General features: G+C 57.4%; 23 protein-coding genes and 1 other annotated feature. Of the genes, 4 read left to right on the top strand and 19 right to left on the bottom strand.

The window, feature by feature from the left end:
- Window positions 1-9 precede the first annotated feature (9 nt).
- The 4 genes from tadA to WMO26_RS00100 all read right to left on the bottom strand — a co-directional run bounded on the left by tadA (window position 10) and on the right by WMO26_RS00100 (window position 8,571).
- Window positions 10-501, bottom strand: a complete 492-nt coding sequence (gene tadA, locus WMO26_RS00115) for a tRNA adenosine(34) deaminase TadA (protein WP_349217881.1) — start codon at window positions 499-501, stop codon at window positions 10-12.
- Window positions 501-1,544, bottom strand: a complete 1,044-nt coding sequence (locus WMO26_RS00110; RefSeq protein ID WP_349217465.1) for a CPBP family intramembrane glutamic endopeptidase — start codon at window positions 1,542-1,544, stop codon at window positions 501-503. Before WMO26_RS00110 ends, tadA begins: the two co-directional genes overlap by 1 nt.
- 131 nt (window positions 1,545-1,675) lie before the next feature.
- Complete coding sequence (gene addA, locus WMO26_RS00105) at window positions 1,676-5,233, bottom strand: helicase-exonuclease AddAB subunit AddA (RefSeq protein WP_349217463.1); 3,558 nt, start codon at window positions 5,231-5,233, stop codon at window positions 1,676-1,678.
- Window positions 5,230-8,571, bottom strand: a complete 3,342-nt coding sequence (locus tag WMO26_RS00100) for a PD-(D/E)XK nuclease family protein (RefSeq protein ID WP_349217462.1) — start codon at window positions 8,569-8,571, stop codon at window positions 5,230-5,232. The genes addA and WMO26_RS00100 overlap by 4 nt, the downstream gene beginning before the upstream one ends.
- 297 nt (window positions 8,572-8,868) lie before the next feature.
- Here WMO26_RS00100 and WMO26_RS00095 point away from each other — a divergent pair, with 297 nt between their 5' ends.
- Entirely contained in the window at window positions 8,869-10,122 is a 1,254-nt protein-coding gene (locus WMO26_RS00095; protein WP_349217460.1) for a [Fe-Fe] hydrogenase large subunit C-terminal domain-containing protein, read from the top strand.
- Between the two features lie 100 nt (window positions 10,123-10,222).
- Here WMO26_RS00095 and WMO26_RS00090 read toward each other — a convergent pair whose 3' ends face one another.
- On the bottom strand, window positions 10,223-10,459 hold the full coding sequence (locus tag WMO26_RS00090; RefSeq protein WP_349217458.1) for a hypothetical protein: 237 nt from the start codon (window positions 10,457-10,459) through the stop codon (window positions 10,223-10,225).
- Window positions 10,460-10,685: 226 nt separating this feature from the next.
- Between WMO26_RS00090 and WMO26_RS00085 the strand changes: the two genes are divergently transcribed.
- The 3 genes from WMO26_RS00085 (at window position 10,686) to WMO26_RS00075 (ending at window position 12,515) form a co-directional block, all read left to right on the top strand.
- Complete coding sequence (locus WMO26_RS00085; protein ID WP_349217456.1) at window positions 10,686-11,126, top strand: cell wall hydrolase; 441 nt, start codon at window positions 10,686-10,688, stop codon at window positions 11,124-11,126.
- 18 nt (window positions 11,127-11,144) lie between these two features.
- Window positions 11,145-11,495, top strand: coding sequence for a hypothetical protein (locus WMO26_RS00080; protein WP_349217454.1), 351 nt, complete (start codon window positions 11,145-11,147; stop codon window positions 11,493-11,495).
- 168 nt (window positions 11,496-11,663) lie between these two features.
- Window positions 11,664-12,515 carry an MSCRAMM family protein gene (locus tag WMO26_RS00075; protein WP_349217452.1) on the top strand — a complete coding sequence of 284 codons (852 nt, stop codon included), beginning with the start codon at window positions 11,664-11,666 and terminating at the stop codon, window positions 12,513-12,515.
- Between the two features lie 125 nt (window positions 12,516-12,640).
- Here WMO26_RS00075 and WMO26_RS00070 read toward each other — a convergent pair whose 3' ends face one another.
- From WMO26_RS00070 to WMO26_RS00005, 14 genes are all read right to left on the bottom strand, one after another.
- Window positions 12,641-13,468, bottom strand: a complete 828-nt coding sequence (locus WMO26_RS00070) for a putative ABC transporter permease (RefSeq protein WP_349217450.1) — start codon at window positions 13,466-13,468, stop codon at window positions 12,641-12,643.
- Between the two features lie 16 nt (window positions 13,469-13,484).
- A complete protein-coding gene (locus WMO26_RS00065; RefSeq protein WP_349217448.1) occupies window positions 13,485-14,870 on the bottom strand; it encodes an MATE family efflux transporter in 1,386 nt (461 codons plus the stop codon).
- A gap of 57 nt (window positions 14,871-14,927) precedes the next feature.
- Window positions 14,928-16,748 (bottom strand): ATP-dependent zinc metalloprotease FtsH, encoded by a 1,821-nt coding sequence (gene ftsH, locus WMO26_RS00060; protein WP_349217446.1) that lies wholly within the window; start codon window positions 16,746-16,748, stop codon window positions 14,928-14,930.
- Entirely contained in the window at window positions 16,745-17,218 is a 474-nt protein-coding gene (locus WMO26_RS00055) for a MarR family winged helix-turn-helix transcriptional regulator (RefSeq protein ID WP_349217444.1), read from the bottom strand. Before WMO26_RS00055 ends, ftsH begins: the two co-directional genes overlap by 4 nt.
- A 163-nt stretch (window positions 17,219-17,381) precedes the next feature.
- Window positions 17,382-17,762 (bottom strand): 50S ribosomal protein L7/L12, encoded by a 381-nt coding sequence (gene rplL, locus WMO26_RS00050; RefSeq protein ID WP_349217443.1) that lies wholly within the window; start codon window positions 17,760-17,762, stop codon window positions 17,382-17,384.
- Window positions 17,763-17,811: 49 nt separating this feature from the next.
- Window positions 17,812-18,342: a 50S ribosomal protein L10 gene (rplJ, locus tag WMO26_RS00045; RefSeq protein ID WP_349217442.1), complete on the bottom strand. Its 531-nt coding sequence runs from the start codon at window positions 18,340-18,342 to the stop codon at window positions 17,812-17,814.
- Window positions 18,343-18,367: 25 nt separating this feature from the next.
- Window positions 18,368-18,534: a sequence feature (ribosomal protein L10 leader region), on the bottom strand.
- Window positions 18,535-18,580: 46 nt separating this feature from the next.
- Window positions 18,581-19,276, bottom strand: coding sequence for a 50S ribosomal protein L1 (gene rplA / locus WMO26_RS00040; RefSeq protein ID WP_349217441.1), 696 nt, complete (start codon window positions 19,274-19,276; stop codon window positions 18,581-18,583).
- 56 nt (window positions 19,277-19,332) lie between these two features.
- Window positions 19,333-19,758, bottom strand: a complete 426-nt coding sequence (gene rplK / locus WMO26_RS00035; protein ID WP_349217440.1) for a 50S ribosomal protein L11 — start codon at window positions 19,756-19,758, stop codon at window positions 19,333-19,335.
- A 142-nt stretch (window positions 19,759-19,900) separates the two neighbouring features.
- Window positions 19,901-20,422, bottom strand: a complete 522-nt coding sequence (nusG, locus tag WMO26_RS00030; protein ID WP_349217438.1) for a transcription termination/antitermination protein NusG — start codon at window positions 20,420-20,422, stop codon at window positions 19,901-19,903.
- Window positions 20,423-20,440: 18 nt separating this feature from the next.
- Entirely contained in the window at window positions 20,441-20,686 is a 246-nt protein-coding gene (gene secE, locus WMO26_RS00025) for a preprotein translocase subunit SecE (RefSeq protein ID WP_349217437.1), read from the bottom strand.
- 21 nt (window positions 20,687-20,707) lie between these two features.
- Window positions 20,708-20,857, bottom strand: a complete 150-nt coding sequence (gene rpmG / locus WMO26_RS00020) for a 50S ribosomal protein L33 (RefSeq protein ID WP_349217436.1) — start codon at window positions 20,855-20,857, stop codon at window positions 20,708-20,710.
- Between the two features lie 377 nt (window positions 20,858-21,234).
- A complete protein-coding gene (locus WMO26_RS00015) occupies window positions 21,235-22,503 on the bottom strand; it encodes a homocysteine S-methyltransferase family protein (protein ID WP_349217435.1) in 1,269 nt (422 codons plus the stop codon).
- Window positions 22,504-22,577: 74 nt separating this feature from the next.
- On the bottom strand, window positions 22,578-24,272 hold the full coding sequence (gene argS / locus WMO26_RS00010; protein WP_349217433.1) for an arginine--tRNA ligase: 1,695 nt from the start codon (window positions 24,270-24,272) through the stop codon (window positions 22,578-22,580).
- The gene (locus tag WMO26_RS00005; RefSeq protein ID WP_349217432.1) at window positions 24,260-24,703 is read right to left on the bottom strand and encodes a YwiB family protein; all 444 of its coding nucleotides are present in this window, start codon (window positions 24,701-24,703) and stop codon (window positions 24,260-24,262) included. Before WMO26_RS00005 ends, argS begins: the two co-directional genes overlap by 13 nt.
- Window positions 24,704-24,871: the final 168 nt, after the last annotated feature.

Below are 24,871 nucleotides of genomic sequence, written 5' to 3'. Positions count from 1 at the left end.
CCGCCGGTCTTATGCCTGCGGCTTTTTCCATCGTTTGGGCTGCGTCTTTCTTTTTTCCCGCAAGGCGGCAAAGAACGCCTGCAGAAGCCCGGCGCATTCCTCTTCCAGCACCCCGGTAACGACCTCGGGACGGTGGTTATAGGGCAGGGAAAACAGATCCACCACCGACCCGGCGGATCCCGCTTTCCCGTCCTTCGCTCCGAATACCAGCCGGGGGATGCGCGCGTTGATGATGGCGCCCGCGCACATGGGGCAGGGCTCTAAGGTTACGTACAAGGTGCATTCCCACAGCCGCCAGCCGCCTAGCCTGCGGCAGGCTTCTGCAATCGCTTCCAGCTCCGCATGGGCAAGGGCGGACTTGCCGGTTTCCCTCCGGTTTCGCCCTACAGCGACGATTTCGTCTCCCTTGGTAATCACAGCCCCAACCGGTACCTCCCCTTCCCCGGCCGCCAGAGCCGCCTGGCGCAGGGCCTCCTTCATAAACCGGATGTCCTGTTCCATTACCATCGGCCCACAAACTTCACGTAAAAGCTGGTCATATACACCATGGCCAGAAAGGCGAGAATCATGCCGGGGTTAAATAGGAAGGCGCTCACCCGCTTGCCCAGGGACAGCGGAGATGGAACCGGGTTTTTCCGAAATACCCAGCGCTGCCGGTCGATAAGCACGGCTAAAAATACGATCGCAAGCAGAATCAGAACGCCGTAATACGCCAGCACCACCAGATTCCCCAGCACGTCGTTGACGCCGGAAAGCAGCATGGTCAGCACTACGCTGGCGGTATTGTTGATCAGATGGATGACGATGCCCACCCACAAGGAGTTGGACTTTACCACAAAGAAGCCGATGATGAGACCCACCACCATCGCAAACGGAATCTGCACCAGGTTTCCATGCACAAGGCCGAAAACAATGGCGGACATGACGACAGCAAACCCGTCCCCATACCGGCGCAGAGGCTGCATGACGATGCCGCGGAAAACGAACTCCTCAATAAAAGCAGGCAGAATCCCCACCGTCAGCAGATAAATTCCCTGGCCCGCCAAAGTGGTGGGAACCGACATGGCAGGCGTGGTGATCTCAATGCCCAGCATCGCCATCAGCATGGACAGGATCATGACCAAAATATTACCCAGAATACAGCAGCCCAGACCCACAAAGATGCCAGGGGCCATCAGCCCCTTGCGCGGTTTCGACAAAACCGCCACATCGGACAGGCGGATCCGCTTGGCCTTGGCGTAGATGACAAAGGGAACGATCAGCATAGGAATATAGCCGATCAGAGTCACCAGCTGCTCGGCCACGTCCGGGCCCACAAATTCCCCTTTTGCGTTATAAAACCCAAAAAGACTTCCGAAAAAGCCTAGACCAAACCCGATGAGGGCGGACACCGCCAGCATACCCAGAATGGCCAGGCCGATTCCATTCCCCATGTGCCATAAGTTTTTCTTTTCCGCCGTGGCCCAAAGCGAATGGTCCGGCGCCCTTCCATAGGGCGGCTGGGAAGGATGGTAGATCTGCCCCTGCTTTGCATATGGATTCATGCTGACACTCCTATTCCGTCCACAGCCCGTTGTGTTTGGAGAGCCATGGCGCTGCGTTTGCCCAAATTTTAGTTATACCCAAGTATAGCATACTCCGAATAAATTGCAATATTTACCGATTGGACTTCTTTTTACAAAGGGCCCGGTTTCGCTTTTTCCTCTTTCAGGGAAAAGGAATGATCCAAGGAAAATGCATACACAGCGCATTCTTTCACCGGCTTATGGAAAACCTGTTCCATGGCGTAGGCATAGAGGCGAAGCTGGTTTGCATAGCGGAACAAAAGCTGTTCCCCATCCCGGGCGGCGTCGGTCTTGTAATCGACTACCACAAGCCCGTTTTCCTCTTCAATCACCAGGTCTGCTACTCCCTGAAGCACCACCAGTTCCCCGCGCACGTCCACATTTTCCCCGGCAAACCGGCCGGCCGGGATGCCCACGTGAAAGCGGATTTCCCGATAAACCTGCCGGGCGGCCTTCACCCTCCTGTACAGTCCGCTTTTAAAGAAGCGGCGCACCTTCTCCATGCAGATGGAATCCGCCTGCTCCTTCGTCAGAAACCCTTTTAAAAGCAGCCGGCTCAGTTCCTCTTCCGGGTGCTCCGCCGCCCGGTCAAATTCCGCAAACTGCATGAAGCTGTGCAGGGCAATGCCCTTCTCGGTGGGGGTAAGCCCGCCGCCGCTGAGGAAAGCCGGGCGGGAAACGGCCACAAACGCTCCCGTCTGCTCGGATTTCGCCAGCTCAGACGCGGCTACCTTGGCGGGAATGCGGTTGACCGCTTCGAAAGGATACACCCAGTCGATCTGGGTTTGGATGCGGTCCATGAGCGCCGGGTCGGGGACGGGCAGGTCAAGCTGGGCGTCTCCCGCTTCTCCGCCGATTAAGGGCGGCGGAGTAACCACGGACATGGCCCAGGACGAGGAAGCGGGCAGAGGTTCGATGTCCTCCCGCCCGGCAAGCGCGCGAAGCGCTCCTCCATCTGGGTGACGTAAAGCGCAGGCCAGAACCCATTCGAAAAAGCCCTTGGCACGGCGCAGAAAAAAGGACTCCAGCCGCCCGGACGGGGGCAGGTTCGCCGCCACCGCCTGAAGCGTAGCCGCAGGGTCCTTCAGCTCCGTCACCAGAATGAGCCGCTCTTTGGCTCGGGTCATGGCGACATACAGCACCCGCATTTCCTCCGACAGGGTGGCCCGTTCCAGCTCCAACGCCACCGCCTCCCGGGGCAGAGTGGTAAACTGGCGGCCAAGCGCATCCCGCCGCTTGAGGCCCACTCCCAGCTGGGGGTGGAGTAGAGCGGGAGCGCGCACGTCGCTTTTGTTAAACTGGCCGCCCAAGCCTGCCACGATGCACACCGGGAATTCCAGCCCCTTGGAGCTGTGGATGCTCATGATCCGCACCACATCCGCCGCACCGGACAACGTGGCCGCGGGAGCCAGGTCGTCCTTGCGCTGCTCGAGCCGGTCGATGAACCGAAGAAAGCCAGACAATCCTCCATAGCCGACACTTTCGTATTTTCTCGCGTACTCGGTCAAAAGCAGCAGGTTCGCCTTGCGCTGGGACCCGCCCGGCATGGCCTGGACCATAGCGGCGTACCCGGTCTGCTCATAGATTTCGTTTAAGAGACGCGCGGCGGGTAGCACCGCTGCAGACAGCCGCAGCCTGGAAAGGGATTCTAAGAATTCCCGGCATTTTCCGTCCTCCCTGGCTTTGGCGACCACCGCGTGGTAAAGAGCGCCGCCCTTGGAAGCCATGCGGATGTCCGCCAGCTCGTCGGGGGTAAAGCCGAAAAGCGGAGAAAGCATCACCGACAAAAGAGGCACGTCCTGCACGGGGTTATCGAGAACCCGCAATAGGGAAAGCATACAGGAGATTTCCACCGTGCCGAAAAAGCCGCCGGACACGTCGGTATAGGCAGGAATGCCCAGCAGGGAAAGCTCCTGGACGTACCGGGCGGCACGCCCTTCCTTGCTGCGCAGGAGAATGCAGATGTCCCGGTAGCGCATGGGCCGCAGCCGCCCGTGCTCGAACACGGTGGCCCCGCCGTCCATCAGCTCCCGGATGCGCGTCCCAATGGCCCGGGCCTGGGCGGCGCCCCGGTCGTCCTCCTTAGAAAGATCGGACAGGTCGAGCACCATCAGCTCGGCATCCGGCTCTTCGCTTTGGGGATAAACCGCGCCGCAGCGAAGTTCCTCGGCTTCGTCATACGCCATCTCCCCCAGCTCCTCGCTCATAAGCTGGCGAAAGACAAAGTTGACCGCGTCGGTCACCCCTTCCCGGCTGCGGAAATTACGGCCCAGGGTAATTTTAGCGGGATAATTGCCGTCCTGATAACTGGGCAAGGAATTGCGCCGGCGCAGAAAAATCTCCGGCATGGCCTGGCGGAACCGGTAGATGCTTTGCTTCACATCCCCGACAAAGAACAGGTTTCCTTCCTCCTGGGACACCGCCCGGAAAATCAGGTCCTGGGCTTCGTTGGTGTCCTGGTATTCGTCTACCAGCACTTCTTCGAACCGGGCGGCCAGCTCTTTTGCTTCCCGGGTACGGACAAAGCCGGTCTCTTCTTCTTTTACCAGCAGACGGATGGCCAGGTGCTCCAGGTCGCCGAAGTCCACCATGTGCTTTTGCGCCTTCTTCTCATCGAGGTGCCTGGAAAAAAGGCGGACGGTGTCAAACAGCGCTTCCACCAGCGGGTAGAGAGCATCCAAGTCCTCCCGGCATTCCGCTTCCCCCGCCTCATAAAGCCCGCATAGGCGTTTTACAAGCTCCTGCACCTCTTTTTTCACTGCGTCGAGCTGAGGCCCCAGGGTGAGCACCGTCCCCTTTTTTACCGGCTTGCGCCGGGCAAAGGCGAAGGAATGCAGGGCTTCCCCTATCTTGTCCAGATCCCGGCTTTCCAGCAACGCTTGGATGACGCACAGGCGTTCCCTGGCGGCGGAAAAGACGGGGGCGTACAGTTCCTCGCTTTCCGGCTCGCTTTGCATAAGTCCAAGGCCGTAGGCAAGCCGCCGTTCCCCGTGGGCAAGGGCGCTTCTCGTGTAAGAAGCGACAATTTCACCCCAGGGGGTACGCCCCACCGGGCCGTCGGGGCGGTAAAGCGCCAGCTTTTCTTTCATCCACCGGTCGGGGAAAGGATGGGAGCGGACGAATTCGTAAAGCCGTCGCACCATGTCGCACAAAGGCCGGTCATCCCGCTTGGGGCTTAGCAGCTCCACAAGGCGAAGAAACCCGTCGCTCCCCTCCTCGTAGCGCTCCTCCAGCGTCTCGTCCATAGCCTGGTCGGAAAGAACGGCTACCTCGCTTTCTTCGGCAATCTTAAAGTCCGGGGACAGGCCCAAACGGTTGAAGTTTTCCCGGGCCAGGTCCGCGCAGAAGCTGTGGATGGTGCTGATGTGGGCCTGGCTCAGCAAAAGCTGCTGACGCTGCAAATAGCGGTCGGCGGGGTTTTGCAGCAAAAGCTCGGAAAGCCGGGCCCCGATGCGCTCACGCATTTCGGCGGCGGCGGCCCGGGTAAAGGTGACAATGAGCAGCCGGTCCATGTCGCAAGGGTTTCCCGGGTCGGTGATGCGTTCGATAACCCGCTGCACCAGTACCGCCGTCTTGCCCGAACCGGCCGCCGCCGACACCAGCAGCGTCCCGTCCCGGGCCTTGATGGCCTGTTCCTGTTCCTTGGTCCATGTACGCCCTTCGCTCATGGCTGCACCTCCTTTTCCGCAAGCGCTTCGAGAACTTGTATCCGGTCGATCTTCTCAATCCAGCGCACCGGGTCTCCCCTCTCGTGGCCGCATACGGTCTTGTAATCGCACCAAGCGCAGGCGTCGTACTCTCCGGCGGCGGGAACGGCGGCCACGTCCCCCTCCCGCAGGGTTTGAGCCATGCGGGTGAGCAGCTCCTCCATCCTAGCGGCCAGCCGGCCAAACTGGGACAAGGACGCCACCGACGAGCGGCTGTCCAGTTCCCCGTTTTTACTGAGCTTCGCGGGAATGAAGAGGCCCGCCGCCCCTGGCTCCATTCCCACGATGACCTGCTTATCGTCCAAAAGCAGACCGTTCATCTTAAACTGCTTGCCTTTCTCCTTTTTGACCGCCGCTTCGTTTGCGTGCCGGCCGGCCTCCACCGGGCCATCCTGCGAAGGCATGTAAAGGATTCCCGCGGGAATCACGTCCCCATACCGGTCCTTCCCGTTTTGCCAGACGGTGATGAGGTACAAAAGCATCTGCATATTCAGGCCAAAAAGCACGTCGGAAAGCTGAAACACCTTGGTTCCGGTCTTATAATCCACCACCCGCACGTAGCTTTTTCCGTTTTTGTGCATCACGTCAAGCCGGTCGATCTTTCCTTCCACCAGCACCTCCCCGCCGCCGGGCAGGCGCAGGGTCATGGGGGCGAGGTCCCCTCCTTCCCCGATGGCAAGCTCAAAGTCCGTGGGGACGAACTCGCTCTGGCAAAGCTCCGCCGCCAATTGAAGCACCAAGGCACGGGCGGTTGCGGACAAGCGGGAGAACAGATAGCGAAAGCGTGGGGTTTTGTCCTCCCAGCCGCCCAGACGGGTGGTCACATATTCCTCCAGCAGCTCATCAATCTCCCGCTGCAGAGAGGCGGGAGGCTGTTCGCCCAGCTCGGCCGGGGAATGGGTGCGCAGCAGCCGCTCCAGCAAAAAGTGAATGGCCGTGCCGTATTCGAGGGCGTTGAACTCCGCTTTCCTGCGCGGCTTCGCATGCAGCCCGTACCGGCAGAAATAGGCAAACCGGCACAGGTGGTATTTCTCGATTTTGGTAGCGGACAGGATCATTTTGTTCCCGAAAAGCCGGGCGGCCGCGTCCCGGCCGGCAAAGGCGAAGGGACGGCGGTCGGCGGCCCGTTCTAAGGCGGAAAGCCGCCGGCGGTAGCCGGGACGGTTTGCAAAGAGGGCCTTTAAAGATGCGGAGAGCACGGTGGGCTCCCGGAAGGTCAAAGCCATCAGCTCAAAGGCCGGCCTCACGGCCTGGGCCAAAGACGGCGACAGCTCGGATACCTGGGTGGCAAGCGTGGGGAACATGCGGCGAAGCTCTCCCACCAGCACGGAAGGGAGCAGGGCGTCCCCCACGGCGTTTTGCCGCTTGTAGCTGACAATGAGCAGCTCGGAGGGGCTGGCTGCCGCCGTGTACACTAATAGCCGCTCCTCCTGGGCTTGCTGCTCCACCGATTGGGACAAAGGCAGCCCCATGGCAATCAGGCGGCTGCGGTCAAAGTCGGTCAAAAGCCCGCCTGGGGAACGGTTTTGAGGGAATTCCCCGTCGTTTGCCCCCATAAGGAAAGTCACCTTGGGCTCATTGGGCCGGACCCGGTCAGCCGCACCGAACTGCACCTCGTCGAGCCCTTGGGGAATGAGCCCCAGGTCACAGGTGGAAAAAACCAGGCGCAGGGTATCGAGGAAGCGCCGCAGCGAAAGGCGGGTCCCCTTGAGGGTCAGGGCTGCCTGGTCGAGAATATCCATCAAAAGCTCCCACAAGGCCGCCTGTTCGTCGGCCAGCTGGTTTCTTCCCTCTTCCCGCAGGAGGGTAACCAGGCTTTTGAGCTGGTAGGCGGCTCCCGTTTCCTCCAAAAGTCCGTAGACTGCTTTGGCCATGCCTTCCCCGTCCGCGTCCTGCGCCGCCTGCTCCAAATGAAGAAGCGGTTCCATAAGACGGGCACGGGAGCGGTTGATCTGAGACAGGGCTTCCCTTGCCCCATCGGAAAACTGCTCGGCAAAGCCCTGGGGGTTTCCCTGCCAGTCAGAGAGCCAGCGGCGCCGGTCAATGCCCCACAAAAGCACATAGTTTTCCAGCTGGGAGATTTCATCCAGAGACAGTCCTGCAAATCCGGTCTTTGCGTAGCGAAGGAGGGCGTCGGTCTCAAAGTTCCTGCTGACCGCTTCCAGCGCCGTCAGCACGGCGGCGGTCAGTGGCTTCGCGTCGATTTGCTCTCGTCGGTCTAAAAACAGCGGCACCTCGTTTTGCGAAAAGGCCGCTTCCAGCACGTCCACATAGGGCTGGGCCGTGCGCGCGATGACCGCCATCTGCCGGTATCGGTACCCTCTGACCCGGGCTAAATACCGGGCAGTACGGGCTACGAACTGGGCCTCCTCCTGGGGATTTGCCGCCTCAAACAGCCACAGGGCATCTTCCTCTTCCGCCTCTTCGCCCGGGGTAAAGCGGAAAAGCTCCCGTTCCACCTTGGCCAGAGCCCCGCTTTGATAGCGCAGGGGCTTTGTAAGCGTGACAGGGACCGCCACCCGGCTTCCCTGCTCCTTGGCAAGGCCTATGAGACGCCGTCCAGTCTCTACCACCGGGGCGAAAAGCCCCGGCCCGCCCTTCTCGTCCAGGGAATCGGCGCAAAGGGTCACGGTTACCTGCTCCGCCTGGGCGAGCATTCGCTTTAGAATGGCCCATTCCTGGCCGGTAAAGCCGGTAAAGCCATCCAAGAACACCTTCTTTTGTGCAAAAAAAGGATAGTCCGCCAGCAGGGAGGCAAGGCGGGTTAAGTCGTCCAAAGGGTCCACAAAGGAGGAGGCCACCAACGCCTCGTAGGACCCGAGAATCAGGGAAAGCTCCCGGGTTTTCTCCTTTAACGAGTTTTCCTCCATCTCATCGGCCATTGCTTTAAGGGCGGTGGGCAAAATGGCGTTTTGCTTGCACTCGCCGGACAGATGCAGCACCGCCTTGATAAAGTCCGGGCTTCCCATGCTGCGCCGGTAAAAGGACAGCTCGTCCTTCACCTGCTCGAGGGCCGCAGTCATGAGCATGCACCGGCCGCTGTCCTGCAGCCGCCGGCCGGCGCCGCCTCCCGCTTCTCTCTGAATGCGGTCGGTCAGGCGGGTAAAGCTGAGCACCTCCACCCGGCGGGCAAGGGCGGGACCTAAAAGCCCCAAAAGCGCCCGCTCGTTTTCAAAGGAAACCTGCTCGGGTACAAGTAAAATAAGGGATTCTTCGCCGCTGCGGGCTTTTGCGGCGATAGTATCCCGCAGCCAGCCGGTTTTCCCGCTGCCGGCGCGGCCTAAAATCAATTGAAGCATCGCTTTCCTCCGCTGTCTCGGTGTTTCCAATAGAACCTATATATTGTAGCATATCTCAGGAAATTTTAAAATCCTAAGCAGACCTGGGGCAGCCGAACCATTGCGGCGCAGGTTCGCTTGGGCGGAAACCGGGATGGTTTCCAGTGTTTCTTTTTTCCGGAAATGGAGTGGAAAATGCCCTTGCGCTTTTCTCTTTGTCCTGCTAAGATAAGTAAACAGTGAAAAATTGGTGATGCTAATGAAAAGGCGGCAAAACGGGCAACCGTGTTTGCCGGCCCCAGGAAAGGACGGTCTGCCATGCCGACGTTTAACGAAATTTATCTGCGATTGATGAACGCTGCGGTTCACAACGCCACCAAGGAAGAGCTGGAGAAAATCCGCAAAAGCGACTTTGACGCCCGTCCGCTGGACTGCCTGCTTCATCCGGATCAGTATGCTCCGGTCTGGCGGATCGGGGAATGCAGCTGTTCGGACGAGGAAAAGGCCAACTGCGCGGGAAAATGCCTGTTCGACGCACTAAAGCTCGATGAACACGGCAACGCCACTCCCACGCCCGACCTGTGCGTGGGCTGCGCCGCCTGTGTGGACCGATGCAAGGCCAAGCACCTGATCGCCAGCAAGGATGTGCTGCCCGCTCTGGCCATGGTGAACAGCGGAGAGGCCCCGGTTTACGCCATCATCGCCCCCGCCTTTATCAGCCAATTCTCCGAGAAAGTCACGCCCGGAAAGTTGCGCTCCGCCTTTAAACAGCTGGGATTTGCCGGAATGGTGGAGGTCGCCCTGTTTGCGGACATTCTCACCCTCAAGGAAGCGCTGGAGTTCGACCGGAATATTCTTACCGACGAAGACTATCAGCTGACCAGCTGCTGCTGCCCCATCTGGATTGCTATGATCCGCAAAGTGTACCATAATCTGCTTCCCCATGTTCCGGGGGCGGTATCCCCCATGGTGGCATGCGGGCGCACCATCAAGCAGCTGGAACCGGAAGCGAAGGTCATTTTCATCGGCCCGTGCCTGGCGAAAAAGGCGGAGGCCAGGGAGCCGGACGTGAAGGACGCGGTGGATTATGTCCTCACCTTTGAAGAGGTCCGGCAGATTTTCGATTTCGCCGGCATCCGTCCGGAAGCATTGCCCGACGACGACCGGGAGCATTCCTCCAGGGCCGGGCGTATTTACGCGCGTACCGGCGGGGTCAGCGAAGCGGTGCAGTCCACCGTCAAACGCTTAAATCCCGGCCGTCCCATTCCGGTAAAAGCCCAGCAGGCAAACGGCGTTCCCTCCTGCAAGGCCATGTTAAACGATTTGAAGGAGGGCAAGGTCAAGGCCAATTTCCTGGAGGGAATGGGCTGTGTGGGCGGCTGTGTGGGCGGTCCCAAGGCCATCTTGGACCGGGAGCTTGGCCGGGAACACGTCAATGTTTACGGAGACGAGGCTCCATACCCGACTCCCATTGACAACCCCTATGTCATTGAGCTGCTGCACCGGCTGGGTTTTGATACCGTGGAAAGCCTGCTGGAAAAAAGCGACCTGTTTACCCGCCGGTTCGACTGAGAACTTTTTCTGCCGATTTGCCGGTTTCCTGCGGCAATCAAAAAGCCCCTGGATACGAATGCATTCGTATCCAGGGGCTTTTCTGCGGTTGCACCTTGCTTCACGGCTTTGGCTTACGGGCATTAGAGCTGCACGGCTGTTCCTGCCCGACCTCTTCCAGAATGCTTTTGGACGCGTCCCATTCCTTCCAGTCCACCTTTAAAAACAGGACCGATGCCTGTGGAGCGTTTGCATCCTCAAACCGGTAATCATACAGCTGATCCATCCACACGCTGTCCCATGGGCTTTGGTTTTCCTGCGGTGAACGGCCGTCTGCAAAGGGTTTGCGCTCATCCATGTTGATCCCCCGCTTTCTTCTATTGGTACTGTATGCGGGGAAAAACCTGTCTTATACCGTCAAACCGGGAGAATCTCCCTGGTTCGCTCCAAACAGCACTGCGAAAGTCGGGCGTACACGCAAAGCGTCACCCGGATTTTGCGCCTTTCCTCGTCCGTAATCCGCGAATCCGACATAAATACCTCCATCTACCACATATATTGAGACTGTTGAAGGAGTGGTGTGTATGGCCTATTCAGACAGGGAATTGCTCGCCAGGCTCATACAGTGCGAGGCGGGAGGCGAAGGAGACAACGGCATGCGGGCAGTGGCAAGCGTAGTCATGAATCGTGTCAATGCGCCTGGAGGCGAATACGCAAGGGTAGGCCAGCAAAGCATCCGGCGGATTATTTTCCAGCCCGGGCAGTTTGTGTGTGCCTCAGAAACAGAGCGCGGCGCCTATAATCCGCAAAACATCTATAATATGAGGCCTGAACAAATTCATTACGACATTGCGGACTGGGCAATTGCAGGCGGACGTTTGTGGAATTTAGGGCAGGCTCTCTGGTTTTTCAATCCATTTTCTACCAATTGCCGCTCCAATTTTCCCAGTTCCATCGGTACCTTTGTCGTGCGCATCGGCGATCACTGTTTTTACAATCCCACCGATGCTTACTATCAAACATAAGTGAGGATGATGCACAGTATGAACGGCGACATCAATCAAACCAGCAACCTGGATATGTCTTCAAGCGAACCCATCTCGGAAATCGAAAATCCTCAAAACAACGAAGAAGTGTACCAAGGCTCCCTGCGCGGCGTTATTTCCAGAAACCTAGGCGTGTACGTTATCGTCGAGTTTCTCATCGGCACCAATAACATTGTCATCAAAGACGGCATTCTTTACGCCTCCGGCATCAATTACATCACCCTTTACCAGGAAGATCTGAACCGGTATGTGTTGTGCGACCTGTACGCCATCAAGTTCATCAATTTCTATGATGCGCGCACCAAACCCAAAAATCTGCGCAATGTTCCCACGCGGATGCAGCCGTAGGGCAGAAAAGCGCCCGCATGCTCTCAAATGCGGGCGCTTTTTTCTGTCATAACCACAGAGAATGGCAGATGACCCCGGTCATGCCCTTATTCTTGCCCCGTCTCTCTTTTGAGAAGGCGGACGCTTGCAACCAATTCAATGCTATCCGGATCTTGGAGGGATGAATCTATGCAACCTACTGCTACTGATACACCGCAAACCCTCACAAACGCGGTTTCCATCGTTGACAAACAGCCTGCCATCGCCACGCTGACCATGCAGCCAACGAGTCCTCTTCCTCTTCAGCTTTCCGGCTTCGTCTACCGCATTTCCCCCGGCGGCGAACCGGTTAAGGATGCTCTTGTCTGCCTGTATGAGGAAAACGGCCGCTTTGTTTCCCACGTGTATACCGATGAAAAAGGATATTTCGCCTTCGATTCGCTGTCGCCGGCTGCCTATCTGGTCAGCGCGGCAAAGGAAGGCTACCATGCCGCTTCCCTTTTGCCGGTTTCCCTGTCCGGGGATAGGGCGCTGCTCCAGGAACTGGTCCTGCAGCCGGTTACAGGCGGCAAGGGTACCGTCTACGGCACGGTACAGGAGGAAAAGGATCAGACGCCGGTACCAGGCGCCCGTATCGATCTGATTGATTCTTCGGGAAACGTGGCCGGCTGCGCCTTGTCCAGCGAAACCGGGGAGTACGCCCTCTACGGCCTTGCGTTTGACCGCTATACCGCCATCGCGGCGGCAGGCTCCTATTCCTGTGACAGCGCGGCAGTTACCCTGTCTTCGGATCAGCCGTCTGTGATGATCAACTTCACCCTTTGCGCGAAGGAATCGCCGGCTGCCGTTTCCTTCCTCAGCGGCTTTCTCAAAAGCCCGGACGGAGCTCCCATCCCCCTCGCCTGGGTGGGGCTCTATACGGCGGAAGAAGGCATAAACCGTCTGGTTGCGGTCACCATGTCCAGCGCGGACGGCTATTATGTATTTCCCTCCCTGCCCGACGGGGAATACGTCGTCAAGGCCCAGGCGCTTCCCCAATAATCCCGCGCATTCCCTGCAACATAAAAAAGAGAAGGCCTGACAGCGAATTTCCCTGTCAGGACCTTCTCTTTTTCTTTTATGCCATCCGCTCTTCGAAAGAGGTTGTGAGATACCTCCGCCAATCCTTACGATTTCTTTTTTCTCTTCTTTTCCCGTTTCTGGTTGGCAAGCTCCTTGAACCGGTCGAGAGTCTCCTGGTGCTTTTTTGACTGCATGTTGGGGAAAGCTTTGAAGATGCGGCGCTGCATCCGCTTTTGGGTAAACAGCTCGCTCAGACGGGCGTTTAATTGGTCGATCCGCTCCTTCGCTTCGGCCTGACGTTCCTTCTGGTGTTCCTTGAGCGCATCCATGCTTTCATTGAACCGTTTGCCGATCTGCTGCAGGCTGGCAGCGTTGCGTTCGTTGAGTTCCTCAAGCACCTGCCCAATCTGCCCAAGCTTGCCGCTGATTTGCAGCACGGTGCATACGGTGACCGCCAGGTCGACGAGCAGCAAAACAAAGAGCACAACCGCCGCAGCGTCCAAAAGCCACGGAGGAATCTTTTGCAAAAGCGCGTGCAAAACCGGGTGCAAAAACTCCACCAACAACAAGGACAACAAACCGAATAGCAAGGAGTTTCGCAGGCAGATCCGTCCGCGGATGTGGAAGGGGCGTTTGGAATAGTCCCAGAGTTTGAGCCCGAAGAGCTTTTCCAGCAGGTAACCGGTCAGGTATTCGAGCACGCTGGTCACCACTGCGCCGGCTACAAACACCAAAATCGGATATTCGTAAACCGGACGCAGCAGCCAGATCACCGCCAGCGCCCCAAAGCCGTAGACCGGACACAAAGGGCCGTTTAAAAAGCCGCGGTTGACAAATTGCCGCTTTCCGATGGAGCAATAGGCCGTCTCGCAGATCCATCCCAAAACGCTGTAAATAAAAAAATACAAAAACAAAAGACAAACCCGATCCATGCTGTTCCTCGTTTCGTCAGGCCGCCGGTTCTTTCGCCAGCGGTTTGTTGCGGGCGAGAATCTTGCCGAACTGCAGCGCGAAGGTAATGACCGTAATGGTGGCGGCCAGCAGGTCGGACACCGGCTCGGCCAGGAAAACGGCAAACACCTTGTCGGCAAAAAAATTCGGCAGAATGTAAATAAGTGGGATGAGCAGCACGATTTTGCGAAGCAAGGCCAGCAGCAGCGACACCTTCGCCTGGCCCACTGCGATAAAGGTCTGCTGACAGGCAAACTGGGCGCCCAGCGCAAAAGCGCCGCCCATGTAGATGCGCACCGCCCAAACGGTGACCTTCATCAGCTCCGGGTCGTTGTTGAACAGAGAAATAAAGACCTGGGGAATGAGCATCATTGCAAGCCACAGCGAGACGGAAAAAGTTACCGATGAGATCAGCAACAGTTTAAAGGTCTTTCTGACCCGGTCGTTTTTGCCCGCGCCGAAGTTAAACCCGGCGATGGGCTGGGCACCCTGGGCAATTCCCATAATCGGCAGGGACAGCACCTGCATCAGGCTTGCGAGAATGGTCATGGCCCCCACCGCCAGATCTCCACCGTAAGCTTGCAGCGAAGAATTGAGCGCGATGTTCACCAGGCTCTCGGTGCTCTGCATGATAAAAGGGGACACGCCCAGCGCCAGCACCGGCAGCATCACCGACGCCTTCGGGCGCAGATAACGCCGGCGGATACGCAGGTGGGTCTTTTTGCCCCTAAGAAAGCTCATAACCCAAACGGCCGACACCGCCTGGGAAAGGACGGTGGCCAAGGCTGCGCCCTGAACTCCTAAACCGAATGTGAAAATAAACAATGGATCCAGCGCTATGTTGATGGCGGCGCCGATGACCACGGTGATCATACTGGTCTTGGCAAACCCCTGGGAGGAAATGAAGGAATTCATGCCCAGTGCCAATTGTACAAAGAGGGTACCGCAGACATAGATGTTCATATAACTGCTGGCATAGCCGATGGTATCCCCGCTTGCTCCGAAAAGCAGCAGCAGGTCCCGGCCGAAAAACAGGAATACGGCGGTGAGCACCACGGAAATCCCGACGAGCACAGTCAGGCAGTTTCCCATGATTTCCTCCGCGCCGGCATCGTCGTTCTGCCCCATTTTGATGGAGGCACGGGGCGCGCCTCCCATGCCGATCAAGGCGCTGAAGGCGGCAATAACCATGATGATCGGGAAGGTCACTCCTACCCCGGTCAGCGCGGCTGCCCCCACATCGGGAATATGCCCGATATAAATGCGGTCGACAATGTTATAGAGCATGTTGACCAGCTGTGCGGTGACAGCGGGCAAGGCCAGCCGCAAAAGCAGCCGTCCCACCCGCTCGGTTCCCAAAGGATTTTCTTGTTCTGTACGCAATTGTATCGCTCCGTTCCCTATCAATCCAGTACGCCGCTTTTTCGGCGTCCGTACTCGTTATCGGTTGAGAATTTCCATGAATTCCTCTCCGGTGATGGTTTCCTTCTCAAGCAGATAAGCAGCCAGTTCGTGCAGCTTATCTACATGATCCTTCAAAATACCGGCGGCCTTTTCATGGGCCTGTTTGATGATGGAAAGCACTTCGGCGTCGATCTTCGCCGCAGTCTGCTCAGAGCAGGCAAGGGAAGTATCCCCGCCTAAATACTGGTTATGGACGGTCTCCAGCGCCATCATGTCGAAATCCTTGCTCATTCCCAGACGGGTGACCATGGCGCGGGCCAGCTTGGTGGCCTGCTCAATGTCGTTGGAAGCGCCGGAGGTGCAAGAAGAGAAGATCAGTTCCTCTGCTGCGCGGCCGCCGGTTAAGGTCGCAATTTTGTTATATGCTTCCTCCCGGCTCATTAGTACGCTGTCCTCCTGCGCCACCTGCATGGTGTAGCCTAGGGCCCCGGAGGTACGGGGCACGATGGTGATTTTATGCACTGGAGCGGAATTGCTCTGCTTTGCGGCCACCAACGCGTGACCGATCTCATGATAGGCCACGATTTGCTTTTCTTTGGGAGAAATGACTGCGCTCTTGCGCTGGTATCCGGCAATAACCACTTCCACCGATTCTTCCAGGTCCTCTTGGATGACCCGGTCCCGTCCGCATTTGACCGCGCGCAGCGCCGCCTCGTTGACAATGTTGGCAAGCTCGGCGCCGGACGCGCCGGAGGTGGCGCGGGCGATGTCGGTATAATCAATGTGGCCGTCCGTCTTGATGTTTTTGGCGTGCACCTTAAGGATGGCCTCTCGTCCCGCCAGATCCGGCAGCTCCACCGGGATACGGCGGTCAAACCGGCCTGGGCGCAAAAGTGCCTTGTCCAGCGTTTCCGGCCGGTTGGTGGCAGCTAGAATGACCACGCCCTTTTTGCCGTCAAAGCCGTCCATTTCGGTGAGCAACTGGTTTAGGGTCTGCTCACGCTCGTCGTTGGAACCAAAACCGCCGGTGTCCCGCTTTTTGCCGATGGTGTCGATCTCATCGATAAAGACAATGCAGGGGGCTTTTTTCTGAGCCTGTTCAAAAAGATCGCGCACCTTTGCAGCGCCCATGCCCACAAACATTTCCACAAACTCCGACCCCGAGATAGAGAAAAAGGGGACCTTCGCTTCTCCTGCTACTGCCTTGGCAAGCAGGGTTTTGCCGGTACCGGGAGGGCCTACCAACAGGGCGCCCTTGGGAAGGGTTGCGCCGATCTCGGCGTATTTTTTCGGGTTATGAAGGAAATCCACGATTTCCTTTAATGCTTCCTTGGCTTCGTCCTCCCCGGCCACATCAGCAAAGGTTTTTCCGGTTTGGGCTTCCACATATACCTTGGCGTTGCTCTTGCCGAAGGTCATAGCGTTGGCACCGCCCATGCGCTTTTGCATGGAGCGCATGAGAAGCTGTCCGATGGCTACAAAAAAGAGAATCGGCAGCACCCAGGTCAGCAAAAAGCTGAGCAAGGGGGAATTTTCTTTGGGAATGTCCTTGGAAAACTGGGCACTGGAATTTTGCAGGCGGCTGACCAGATCCGGATCATCCATTTTGCCGGTGACGCAAACTTCTTCCTTTCCGTCGTCCCCCGTCGTCACAAAGACAATCTCGTTTTCCTGGACCTCCACCTCCTTGACCTGATCCGCTTCGATTTTCGCAAGAAAGGTGCCGTAGTCCACCTGTTTGACCTGATTTCCAAGCAGAGTCGGAAAGAGAAGCGCATTGAGCAAAAGGAGCACCAGCATGGCAACGATGTAATAAAATATAAGGGGTTTTTTGGGAGTCTGCTTTTGCTCAGTCATATGGATGCCTCCTTGTTCTGGTCCGGCTGATTGTTTCCCATCCGCTTAAGCAGGTCGTTGAGCGTATAAAGCCCATTGAGAATGGTATCGAGCTTTTCTTGATCTTTTTCCTGAAAAACATCGTGATAGCGTTCTTTCATGGCCGTATGAATACGCTCGAGTGCACTGCGGCCGAAGGGGGTTAATGTAAGATGGACAAGTCTCTCATCCTGCCCGTCCCGGCTGCGAAAAAGAAAGCCTTCCTTTTCCAGACGCTTACACAGGGCAGAAGCATTGGCGCTGGCGATCCCAAGTCGTTTTCCCAGGCTCCCAATCGTATGGGTGCCACACTGCCCCACCTCGATCAGCACCCGGGCCTGGATCATAGTAAGCTTTTCCTTTTCCGTAAAAGGACGGAAAGCCCGGTCCATATTTTCCGAGATACTCCTGAGCAGGTCCCAGACCTGATCTTTGAATCGATTGACCTCCAAACCGTTCCCCCCTCCGCTATTCAATATAATAAATATATTATATATATAATATAATCAATATCAGATTTCCTGTCAATACACAAACGGACAGGTTTCGTCCTTTTATACGCAAAAAGGGCCCTGGCTATCAGCCAGGGCCCTTTTCTGATTGACCAAAGGAAACTTATTTGATTTCCGCAGTCGCGCCGGCTTCCTTAAGCTTAGCAGCGATCGCATCGGCATCATCCTTGGAAACGCCTTCCTTGAGAGCCTTCGGAGCGTTGTCAACGACTTCCTTAGCTTCCTTCAGACCCAGGCCGGTGATCTCACGGACAACCTTGATGACCGCGATCTTGTTGGCGCCGACTTCCTTCAGGACAACGTCAAACTCAGTCTTCTCTTCCGCAGCAGCAGCACCGCCAGCAGCCGGAGCCGCAGCAGCAACCGCAACCGGAGCCGCAGCAGAAACGCCGAATTCTTCTTCGAGAGCCTTAACGAGCTCGGAGAGCTCCAGAACGGAAAGAGTCTTGACATCTTCAATGAGCTTTAAAACCTTATCAGACATTTTTGTTACCTCCATCATATCATAGCAAATTTAAGTTTGTAGGAAAACCTTACGCGCCCTTTTTCTCCGCAATAGCATTGAGGACACGCGCCAGACCGGTAATGTTCGCGTTGAGAACGTACACAAGACCGGTAATCGGGGCATTCAAGCCGCCGAGGACCTGGGCAACGAGCTGCTCCTTGGAGGGCAGTTCCGCGAGTTCTTCCACGCCAGCCTTGTCGATGACCTTGCCCTCGACAAAGCCCGCCTTGATTTCAAAGGTCTTGTGGGTTTCGGCAAACTTCTTGAGCACCTTTGCCGCCGCCACATGATCTTCCGCGCTGATAGCAAGAGCAGTCGTACCGGTGAGGACGCTGTCGAGTTCGCTTAAGTCCGCCTTTTCGGCTGCCAGATGCAGCATCGTGTTCTTCACAACGCCGTATTCCACGCCAGCCGCACGCAGATCGCTGCGCAGCTTGGTGTCGTCCGCCACGGAAATACCCTTGTAGCTGACCAGGACGCCGGCTACCGAGTTCTTAAGCTTTTCAGAAAGGTCACTGACCAACTGCTTCTTTTGCTCCAAAATCTTTTCGCTTGGCAAATTCTTTCACCTCCGGTATCAAAGATTTTGCACGAAAAAAGCCCTTCCCGTCAGGCCGATGGGAAGGGCATACAGACACATACGAAAGCGGAAATCTCCGCGCTCGGATCTTCTGCGCTCTTTCTCCTCGGCAGGCGGTTAAACCATTACGCACAAAGCACCTGCTGTCTTAGGGTAAGAACAGCGTTTCTTTTAGAATAACACAGAATTTCTTCCATGTCAATCCATTCAGCAAAGTTTAGCCAACATACTTGGCCGGGTTGAGACGGACACCGGGGCCCATAGTGGCGGAAACCACCAGAGAGCGGATGTACTGGCCCTTGGCCGCCGCCGGCTTCGCCTTGAGAACGGCACCCACCAGGGTGTCGAAGTTCTCGCCCAGCTTCTCGGGACCAAAAGAGGCCTTGCCGATGGGGCAGTGGATGATGTTGGTCTTGTCGAGACGGTACTCGATCTTACCAGCCTTCGCCTCTTTGACCGCACGGGCCACGTCCGGCGTAACGGTACCAGCCTTGGGATTAGGCATCAGGCCGCGGGGGCCGAGCACCTTACCGAGACGACCTACCACACCCATCATGTCGGGAGTGGCGATGACCACGTCGAAATCCATCCAACCTTCGCCCTGGATCTTAGCAACCAAGTCGGCATCGCCCACATATTCCGCACCGGCGTCCTTAGCGAGCTGCACATTGTCGCCCTTGCAGAAAACCAGCACACGGACCTTCTTGCCGGTGCCGTTGGGAAGAACCACCGCGCCGCGGACCTGCTGGTCGGCATGACGGCCGTCAACACCCAGCTTGATGTGCACTTCGACGGTCTCATCGAACTTGGCTTTTGCCGTCTTTACCACCAGGTCGAGGGCCTCGTCCCGGTCGTACTGCTTGGTGGAATCCACCAACTTGACGGAATCGTTATATTTTTTACCGTGTTTCATTAGCTTTTCCTCCTGTTGAGTGGTATAACGGATGATTTCCTCCCACCCGGGCGTGACTAATCAGCGACCGTGACGCCCATGCTGCGGGCAGTACCGGCGACCATGGACATGGCAGCCTCTACATTTGCAGCGTTGAGGTCGGGCATTTTCTGCTCCGCGATTTTACGGATTTGTTCCTTGGTAATCTGCGCAACCTTCGTCTTGTTGGGGACACCAGAACCACTCTCAATGCCGCAGGCCTTCTTGATGAGGACCGCAGCCGGCGGGGTCTTGGTGACGAATGTGAAGGAGCGGTCCGCATACACGGTGATGATCACCGGGATGATGAGACCCGCATCGTTCTTGGTGCGCTCGTTGAATTCCTTGGTAAATGCCATGATGTTGACGCCGTGCTGACCCAGTGCAGGGCCGACAGGCGGCGCAGGGGTGGCCTTTCCGGCCGGGATCTGCAATTTGATGTAACCCGTAACCTTTTGTGCCATTGTTTGCACCTCCAAAATAACGTGGTAATTGGCGGAGGATTCCGATGCATCCTCCTCCCACCGGAGCCCTTAGGCCCCGAGGAGCGAAACGCTCCAAGCAAACGGCGGCAGCCGTTCGTTTCAAAGCAATGCGGACAACCGGTTATTCCACCGGCTCCGCTTGATCCAGCTCCAGCTCGACCGGCGTTTCCCGTCCGAACATGGAAATACGGACCCGTACGCTGTTCTTCTCCGTGTCCAGCTCCTCGACGATGCCGATGAAGCCTTCCAGCGGACCGTCCACAATGCGGACGTTGTCGCCCACCGCGTAATTGACGACAAAGTTCTTCTTTTCGACGCCCAAAGCCAAAACTTCTTCCTCCGTCAGGGGAACCGGTTTCGACTCAGGCCCGACAAAGCCGGTGCAGCCGCGCGTGTTGCGCACCACATACCAGCTATCGTCTGTCATCACCATTTTTACCAGGACATAGCCCGGGAAGAGCTTGCGCTCCACCTCGCGCTTCTTATTGTCCGTCAGCTCGACGACGGTTTCAGTCGGGACCCGGATTTCCTGAATCAGGTCGTGGAGCTTTCGATTCTCCACCATGGTCTGCAAATTGGTCGCCACCTTGTTCTCATATCCGGAAAAGGTGTGCACCACGTACCATTTCGCTGTTTCAGCCATGTACCCTACTTCCTCTCATCAGCCGATCAAGCCCAGAACAAAATCCAGAAGCCAGCCAAACGCAAAGTCCAGCAGCCAGATGAAAATGCCCACGGCAATTACCATGACGATGGTAACAAGGGTGTTCTTTCTGACCTGTTTCCAGGTCGGCCAGACGATCTTTTTGAATTCGCTGACATAGCCGCGGAAAAATTTGCCCACTTTCGAAAAGAAGCTCTTTTTTTCCTTTTCCGGCTTTTTGACCTCAGTGGTAACGTCAGACATCTTTCTTCCTCCCGTCTGGTCTTATTTGGTTTCCTTGTGGAGCGTGTGCTTCTTGCAGAAGCGGCAGTACTTGTTCATCTGAAGCCGATCGGGATCGTTCTTCTTGTTCTTCATGGTGTTGTAGTTGCGCTGCTTGCACTCGCTGCAAGAAAGGGTAATTTTGACTCTCATTGTTCGGCACCTCCCGTGTGACGGAATAATTTTGGCCTCCCTCAATCGGGCAAAAAAAATAAGCCCATTCAGAGGTGTAATTATTTTAACACATGTCCCATCCCCCGTCAAGCCCTGAATCTGATAATTTTGCCTTACATGCCACGCTTGGAGCATTCCAAACGAAAGGGACCGGGACGAAAAATGCGGGATCCCTTTCCGTAGCACAGGAAAGGATGAGAAGGAGAAGGCCGGATGCCGCCTGGGAGCAGCGGCGCGGATGAAATGCATCCGGGGAAATACTAAAGACGTACATGCTGTGGCAGAGGGCGGAGATCGAAAGAAAGGAGAAGGGCTCTTAAAAGAGCCCTTCTCCTTTCGCTGCAATCCATTTTTCACTAGAACACGATGGCGCCGTATTTAGCGGCGATGGTATGCAGAGCGTCCGGGTCCATCTCGCTGTCCGAATCCACCAGCGCCCGGCCTTGGTAAAGCCGCAGGGCGGTATCCAGACCTTCGGGGCCGTCGGCGGAGAAGCACACGGGCAGGCGGGACATGTGCGCGTTTTCCGCAAACAGCAGGGCATCTTCCCGGTTGCGGATATGCACCAAGACGGCGCTTACCTGTTCGTCCTCCATGTCAATGAGGTTGTCCGCCAGGTCCAGGTCGCATTCCACCGGATCGCTCAACGTGATGTCGTCCCCCAAAAAGAAGGCTTCGCCCTCTCTGGCGGCGGCATAGGCGTCCGGCTCCTCTGCCTTTGCCGGCAGAACCTTCCGGTCGAGCAGCTCGCGCAGCGCCGCGATGTGTGCGGGCGTAGAACCGCAGCAGCCGCCAATGATGGTAACCCCAGCGTCGAGCAGGGCGGATAGCTCCTTGGCGAACGCCTCGGGAGGCAGGTAATCCCCGTCGTCGGAATCGGGCAGACCGGCGTTGGGCTTGGCGATGAGGGGAACAGTGGCATGAGAGGCGGCTTCCGCCAGGAAAGGAAGCATGTCCGCAGGGCCGGTGGAGCAGTTGAGCCCCACGGCGCTGGCCCCCATGCTCTGCAGCGTGATGAGGGTAGGCAGCAAGGACGCGCCCGACAGGGTGTGCCCCGTTTTGTCCACCGTGATGCTGCAAAAGACCGGCAGGCCTGTTTCCTTGGCCGCCAGCAGGGCGGCCCGGATATCGGACAGGTTCATCATCGTCTCGCAAAAGACGAAGTCTGCCCCCGCCTCCTTGAGAACCTCCACCTGTTCCTTATAAATCTCCACAATCTCCTCGAAGCTCGCCTCGCCGAAGGGCTCGATGAACAGCCCCGTGGGAGACAGGTCCGCGCCCACCAGCGCACGGCCGGCCGCCGCCTCTTTGGAAAGCGCCACCAGGCGGGCGTTCATTTCCTCCACCTGGTCGGCCAGCTTATAAAAGGAGAGCCGGGCCCGGTTGGCGCCGAAGGTAGGGGCTAAGACCGCGTCCGACCCCGCTTCGATAAAGCTGCGCTGCAAGTCCTGCAGCGGCTTGGGATTTTCTAAAATCCATTGCTCCGGGCAGACGCCCCGGGGCATTCCAGCGGCGATGAGGTTGGTTCCGGTGGCCCCGTCCAGCAGAAGGGGCAGCTTAAATGGAACGTCCATTTGGTTGATGTTCAGCTCCTTTGTATGAGTCAAAACCTTTGGGTCTGGCATCCAGGCCCCGTCTCTTTTCCTATTTTAGCATAGGTTTTGTTTTCTGCAAACCTCTGAGGAAGGGAAGGAACGAATTACATGCTTTCCGGCGCAGTGATTTTCAGAAGCGCCAGCACATTGTGCAGCACCCCGCGCACCGCCATGCACAGATTCAGGCGCGCCTGCATCAGCGGCTCGTTTTCGCCTTTGACGTGGCAGGCGTTATAGAACTTGTGGAACAAAGTGGCAAGGTCGATGGCGTACCGGGTGATGCGGGCCGGGTCGTAGGCCTTGGCTGCTTCAATGATTTCACCGGTATAAGCGGAAAGGTGACGGATGAGCTCGCGCTCCTCGGGCGCTTGCAGGGCGATGAGCTCCTCGCGGGTGCAGGCCCGGGGAGTCACTCCTTCCTCCTTGAGATTTTTGAGAATCGAGCAGATGCGCGCGTGGGCGTACTGCACGTAATACACCGGATTCTGGGAGGACTGCTCCACCGCTAGCCCTAAATCAAAGTCCAGCTGGCTGGTGGATTCCCGCAGGTTAAAAAAGAACCGGGCCGCGTCCAGCGGGATTTCGTCGAGCAGGGTCGCCAGGGTGATGGACTTGCCCGTGCGCTTGGAAACCTTCACCGGTTCCCCGTTCTGGAACAGCCGCACCAGCTGCATGAGCACAATGTCCAGCTTGGAGCCGTCCAGGCCGATGGCGTCCAGAGCGCCCTTTAACCGGGCCACATGGCCGTGGTGGTCCGCGCCCCAGACGTTGACCGCCCGGTCAAATCCCCGCTTCTCTAGCTTATTGCGGTGATAGGCGATGTCCGCCGCAAAATAGGTGGGATTGCCGTTTTGCCGGATGAGCACCTCGTCCTTTTCGCCGCCGTGTTCGGTGGCCTTGTACCAAAGAGCCCCGTCCTTTTCGTAGGTAAGGCCTTTCTGCTTCATGAGTTCCATGGTGTCTTTCAGCTCCCCGTCGTTGTGGAGCACGCTTTCCCGGAACCATTCGTCGTAATCAATGCGGTAACGGGACAGATCCCGGCGCAGCGCTTCGATGTTGCGGGGCAGGACGTAATCCACCAGCGCCTTTTTGCGTTCGTCCGTATCCGCGTTTACATACCGGTCGCCGAACGCTTCGGCAAATTCCCTAGCCCGCTCGGTGATGTCCGCCCCGTGGTACCCGTCCTCCGGGAAAGGAACCGCGTCCTCCCCCTGAAAATGCTGCAAATACCGGGCCTCCAACGAAAGCGCGAACTTTTCGATCTGGTTACCCGCATCGTTTACATAGAATTCCCGCCATACCTGGTAGCCCGCGGCGTCCAGCACCGATGCGATGCCGTCGCCCAAAGCGCCGCCCCGGGCGTTGCCGATGTGCATGGGGCCGGTGGGGTTTGCGGAGACAAACTCCACCACCACACGCTCGCCCTTGCCATAGTCCGACCGGCCGTATTGGTCGCCCTTGTCGAGCACGTCCTTGACAATGTCCGCATAATAGCCCGGGTTTAAGAAGAAATTGAGAAATCCGGGGCCTGCGATTTCCGCCCGGTCAAAGTAAGTGCCCGTCAGGTCCAGATGCTCCCCGATGGCCTCGGCGATTTTCCGGGGCGCCGTGCGCAGGGTGCGGGCGGAGACCATGGCCGCGTTTGCGGCAAAGTCCCCGTGGGACCGGTCCGCCGGGACCTCGATGGTAAAGGGGGCAAGCTCCCCCTGGGGAAGGGTAGAAGCCGCGATGGCCTTTTTCGCCGCGTCCTCAATGGCGGCGCGCAGCTGGCCAGTTGCTTTTGTGACTACATCTGACATGCGTTGTTTCCTGCCTCTCTGATGGTAATTTGTACGTCGTTGCGGCTGGCTAAGTCCGCGTTAATGTCCAGGTTATAGCGAAAATGCAGCTTCCCGCCGGTTTCCTTCAGCTCCACGTCGATCTGCTCGGCGAAAATTCCCACCATCATGGCGCCGAATCCGGTGTCGTACGCGCAGTGATGGCGCTGGCCCTTTTCCAGAACCAGCCTGGAATGCTGGGCGCCGCCGCGGATGAGGGTGACCTTCCGGTCCCCCTCCACCTTCAAGGTGGTCACCACGCCGTCGAGCCCCGTGGCTTCCGATTCCCGGTAGGTGATATAGTAATTGCCGTTCATTCGGGTAAAGGACCCGATGGTGGTCAGCTCCATGGTATCAGAAGCATCGTCCACCTGGTGAAGGCTTTTGATGTCGATGAGTACGTCCTTTTTCAATGAAAAATCTCCTTCAATTGGTTAACAGGCGGTGGAATCAATGTCCACCTGCCGCACATCCAGGCTTTCCTCGCTGCCCAGCAGAATCCCCGCCAGCCGCTGGAACCCGTCGATGGAGTCGCTTACGAAGAACCGGCAAGCGCCCGGCGCCGGGCGCGCGGCCCCCCC

It is taken from the genome of Solibaculum intestinale (assembly GCF_040096205.1).
In the GTDB taxonomy this organism is placed as follows: Bacteria; Bacillota; Clostridia; order Oscillospirales; family Acutalibacteraceae; genus Solibaculum_A; species Solibaculum_A intestinale.
The sequence above is the reverse complement of the archived record's forward strand: the minus strand, read 5'-3'. Positions and strand labels throughout refer to the sequence as shown.

Bases quoted from the DNA above. Each gene is read 5' to 3' on its own strand.
- tadA (WP_349217881.1), bottom strand. From the start codon at position 501: ATGGAACAGGACATCCGGTTTATGAAGGAGGCCCTGCGCCAGGCGGCT.
- ftsH (WP_349217446.1), bottom strand. From the start codon at position 16,748: ATGACTGAGCAAAAGCAGACTCCCAAAAAACCCCTTATATTTTATTAC.
- WMO26_RS00110 (WP_349217465.1), bottom strand. From the start codon at position 1,544: ATGAATCCATATGCAAAGCAGGGGCAGATCTACCATCCTTCCCAGCCG.
- WMO26_RS00080 (WP_349217454.1), top strand. From the start codon at position 11,145: ATGAACGGCGACATCAATCAAACCAGCAACCTGGATATGTCTTCAAGC.
- WMO26_RS00090 (WP_349217458.1), bottom strand. From the start codon at position 10,459: ATGGATGAGCGCAAACCCTTTGCAGACGGCCGTTCACCGCAGGAAAAC.
- WMO26_RS00075 (WP_349217452.1), top strand. From the start codon at position 11,664: ATGCAACCTACTGCTACTGATACACCGCAAACCCTCACAAACGCGGTT.
- WMO26_RS00085 (WP_349217456.1), top strand. From the start codon at position 10,686: ATGGCCTATTCAGACAGGGAATTGCTCGCCAGGCTCATACAGTGCGAG.
- WMO26_RS00095 (WP_349217460.1), top strand. From the start codon at position 8,869: ATGCCGACGTTTAACGAAATTTATCTGCGATTGATGAACGCTGCGGTT.
- rplK (WP_349217440.1), bottom strand. From the start codon at position 19,758: ATGGCACAAAAGGTTACGGGTTACATCAAATTGCAGATCCCGGCCGGA.
- WMO26_RS00070 (WP_349217450.1), bottom strand. From the start codon at position 13,468: ATGGATCGGGTTTGTCTTTTGTTTTTGTATTTTTTTATTTACAGCGTT.
- argS (WP_349217433.1), bottom strand. From the start codon at position 24,272: ATGTCAGATGTAGTCACAAAAGCAACTGGCCAGCTGCGCGCCGCCATT.
- rpmG (WP_349217436.1), bottom strand. From the start codon at position 20,857: ATGAGAGTCAAAATTACCCTTTCTTGCAGCGAGTGCAAGCAGCGCAAC.
- rplA (WP_349217441.1), bottom strand. From the start codon at position 19,276: ATGAAACACGGTAAAAAATATAACGATTCCGTCAAGTTGGTGGATTCC.
- nusG (WP_349217438.1), bottom strand. From the start codon at position 20,422: ATGGCTGAAACAGCGAAATGGTACGTGGTGCACACCTTTTCCGGATAT.
- secE (WP_349217437.1), bottom strand. From the start codon at position 20,686: ATGTCTGACGTTACCACTGAGGTCAAAAAGCCGGAAAAGGAAAAAAAG.
- rplL (WP_349217443.1), bottom strand. From the start codon at position 17,762: ATGTCTGATAAGGTTTTAAAGCTCATTGAAGATGTCAAGACTCTTTCC.
- addA (WP_349217463.1), bottom strand. From the start codon at position 5,233: ATGAGCGAAGGGCGTACATGGACCAAGGAACAGGAACAGGCCATCAAG.
- WMO26_RS00100 (WP_349217462.1), bottom strand. From the start codon at position 8,571: ATGCTTCAATTGATTTTAGGCCGCGCCGGCAGCGGGAAAACCGGCTGG.
- WMO26_RS00015 (WP_349217435.1), bottom strand. From the start codon at position 22,503: ATGCCAGACCCAAAGGTTTTGACTCATACAAAGGAGCTGAACATCAAC.